The following is a 3,436-nucleotide window of genomic DNA, read 5'->3' on the forward strand; positions in this document are numbered from 1 at the left end:
TCGGTGGCGGTGGCGATGTCGGTGGCGAGGTCGGTGGCGGTGGCGATGTCGGTGGCGAGGTCGCCGTGCTGGTCGGCCGTAGGGCTCGCGGCAGGACCGGCCGCAGGATCAGCCGCAGCTGGTATCGCCGGATCCGCGTCCGGGACCCCGTCCGGATCGCTGACGGACGCGAGCGCCGGTACCGGGAAGGCGGTGGGGGCATGAGAGACCAGACATCGGTAGCCGGCCGACGCCGAGACGAAGTCGTAGGTCCACAACTCGCCGGGGACGGTCGAACCGACCAGTGCCAGCAGCAGCCCGCGTCCACCGTCGCGCACGAGCAGGCTGCCCGCGACCTCCCGCGGTAGCGAGGGAAGGGCCCGGCGACTCCGGGGGCGGCCCGATCCACCCGGGTTGAGATCGACCACGTCGAGAACGGTCTGCCCGTCGACGTTCCACGCCAGCACGGCGGCGGGCCGCGCTCTGCCACTGCCGGTGCCGCTGCCGGTGGGGAAGCCGCCTGGCAATAGCGCGAACCGCTCCAGGTCAGCGTCGTCACGGGCCGCCACGACATCGACACTCTTCGGCATGAAATCGTTACCTAGGGTCACTGCGACCAGCGCAGCTCGTTCCCGACCGGCGTCGGAAAGGACGTAGGCCACAGTCCCACCCGACGATCCGGACGAGGCAGCATCCGTGGCTGGAGCGGTGACGTCCGCGGCGAACCGGCCGAGCCCCACCGTGCCCGTTCCATCCAGCAGGGGATGGAAGCGCCCGGTCGCCGAATCGACCAGGATGAGCCGGCGGACGCCCCGGGGCCCCTCCCGCAGCAGCAGCCGGTATCCGCTCGCGGCGTCCCCGTCGATGTCGCAGACGGCCAGCGCCTGGCCCACGGCCAGATGGTCACGCCGCCCGGTCTCGGGGTCGACGAGCAGAGCATGGGTCATTCCCGACCCGACCGACTCGCACACAGCCACGGCGGTGCCGTCCGGCGTCCAGCGTCCAAGGGTGGCCGCGCTCGCCGTGTCGGCCTCGGCACCTGCCACGGAGCCCGCCGCCCTTCCCGCCATGGAACCGTCCCCACCGAGGTACGGCGGGAAGGGTGGCGCCACAACAGCCGGTGTCGTGAACGCGGCGTGAGCACCACCCGGTTCCACGGCTCCAGGACCCGCTCCGGTGTCAGCGCCGGCAGCCGGCCCCAGCCCCGGCCCCGGTACGGTCGAGTACCAGCCGCCGGCCAGGCGGCGCAGCCCGCTGCCGTCCGGGCGGACGACCCGGACCTCGGTGTACTCCCCGCCCCCGGGCGCGACCACCACGGCGATCCAGGCGCCGCCGGGTGAGCAGACCACGGATCGGACATGGCCGGCGCCGGTGTCGACCACCCACTCCACCCCAGTCACGTCGCGTAACCACAATCGCGGGGTACCGTCACGGTCGCTGACGTAGGCGACCTCGCCGGCGCTGCCCAGGCTCGGCGAGAAGCAGCTTGCCGCCGCCACCCAGTCGTCCACCAGATCGGCGAGGCGCCCGCCGGGCTCCCGGCGCTCGGGGGATCCGACCGCCACACCGTTACCGATCATGACACCCCCTGGGTTTGCAACCACATCTCCAACAGGGCGGCCTGCCACAGCGCGTTCGCGCCGAGGGTGGTCCGGTTGTCGTTCGGCGCGGCGAGCATGGCCTCCACCCAGTCGGCGCGGAACAGCCCACGGGCCTTGGCGACCGGGTCGGTGAGCGACTCTCGGACGCGGTCAAGGTACACCCCCGACAGGTGTCGGATCGCCGGGACCGGGAAGTAGCCCTTGGGACGGTCGATGACCTCGGCAGGCATGATCGGACGGCCGATGTCCTTGAGGATCCCCTTGCCACCGGAGGCGAGCTTGAGTCCGGGCGGGCAGGCCGCGGCGAGCTCGACGAGCTCGTGATCGAGGAACGGGGTGCGGGCCTCCAGACCGGACGCCATGGTCATGTTGTCGACCCGCTTCACCGGATCCTCCACCAGCATGACCGTCGAATCGATGCGCAGCGCCGCGTCCACGGCGCTGGCCGCGCCGGGCTCGGCGAAGTGGGCCGTGACGAAGGCGCGGCTGGCGTCGGTGCCGAGGGCGTATTCCGGCTCGAGGACGGCGTTGATCGCCGCGTGGGAGCGGTCGGCGAACACCCGCAGGTAGTCCTCGACCGCCTCGTCACGCCGGACGCCGGCCAACGGCGGATACCAGGAGTAGCCGGCGAACACCTCGTCCGCGCCCTGCCCGGACTGCACGACCTTGACGTGGCGCGAGACCTCCTGCGACAGCAGGTGGAACGCGACGCAGTCGTGACTGACCATCGGCTCGCTCATCGAGGCGACGGCTCGGTCGATGGCGGGCAGCAGGCGCTCGCTGGCCACCCGGATCTGATGGTGGTCGGTGCCGAAGTGGGCGGCGATGACGTCCGAGTAGGCGAACTCGTCACCGGACTCGCCGCCGGCGGCCTCGAACCCGACGCTGAAGGTCGCCAGGCCCGACTGCCCGGCCTCGGCGAGCAGCGCCACGATCAGGCTGGAGTCCAGCCCGCCGGACAGCAGCACGCCGACACCGACGTCGGCGACCATGCGCCGGCGCACGGCGGTGCGCAGCCGCTCACCTATCGCCTCCCGCCAGTCCTCCTCCGACCAGCCCGCGTACGCCGGGTCCCGGGAGAAGTCCGGACGCCAGTAGAGCTCGTCGGTGCTCGAACCGTCCGCCTCGATGGTCCGCACCGTGGCCGCGGGCAGTTTGCGGACGTCGCGCAGGATCGTGCGCGGTGCCGGGACCACCGAGTGGAACGACAGGTAGTGATGCAGCGCGACCAGGTCGATCTCACCGCTGACGCCGCCGGCGGCAAGCAGCGCGGGCAGCGTCGAGGCGAAGCGCAGGCGGGCGGAGTTCCCGGTCACATACAGCGGCTTGATACCGAGGCGGTCACGGCCGAGGACGAGACGGCCGGTGTCCCGCTCGTGGACGGCGAAGGCGAACATCCCGGCGAGGTGGTCGACGCAGCGGGTACCCCACCGGTGATACGCCTTGCCGATCACCTCGGTGTCGGACGCCGAGAAGAAACGGTATCCCTGCGCGGTCAGCTCCTCGCGCAGCTCCCGGTAGTTGTAGATGCAGCCGTTGAAGACCGAGGTCAGGCCGAGCTCGCTGTCGACCATCGGCTGCGAACCGCGCTCCGAAAGATCGATGATCTTCAGGCGCCGGTGGCCGAAGGCGACCGGCCCGGACGCCCACACGCCCGAGGCGTCCGGACCCCTCGGGCGCATCCGTTCGGCCATCCGCACCACCGCGTCCACATCGGCCGCGGCACCGTCGAATCGCAGCTCTCCGCTCAGACCGCACATATCTGCTCCTGTCGGTCACGTATAGGCTTCTTCGACGGCCCTCCTGGACGCCCGTTCCCGGACGACCCTTCCGGATCGTGTGGCTACCACCATCGG

2 protein-coding genes are annotated in these 3,436 nt (G+C 71.4%); both read right to left on the reverse strand.

Features of this window, described 5'->3' with window-relative positions; all coding sequences use genetic code 11:
- Positions 1–1,559: TolB family protein (locus DD1DGNOD_RS27245; protein ID WP_430827834.1), on the reverse strand; the 1,559-nt coding region annotated here is incomplete at its 3' end.
- Positions 1,556–3,340 (reverse strand): N-acetylglutaminylglutamine amidotransferase, encoded by a 1,785-nt coding sequence (locus DD1DGNOD_RS18295; RefSeq protein WP_131767690.1) that lies wholly within the window; start codon positions 3,338–3,340, stop codon positions 1,556–1,558. The genes DD1DGNOD_RS27245 and DD1DGNOD_RS18295, both read right to left, overlap by 4 nt.
- Between the last annotated feature and the right edge of the window lie 96 nt (positions 3,341–3,436).

It is taken from the genome of Candidatus Protofrankia californiensis (genome assembly GCF_900634765.1).
GTDB classification, from domain to species: Bacteria; Actinomycetota; Actinomycetes; order Frankiales; family Frankiaceae; genus Protofrankia; species Protofrankia californiensis.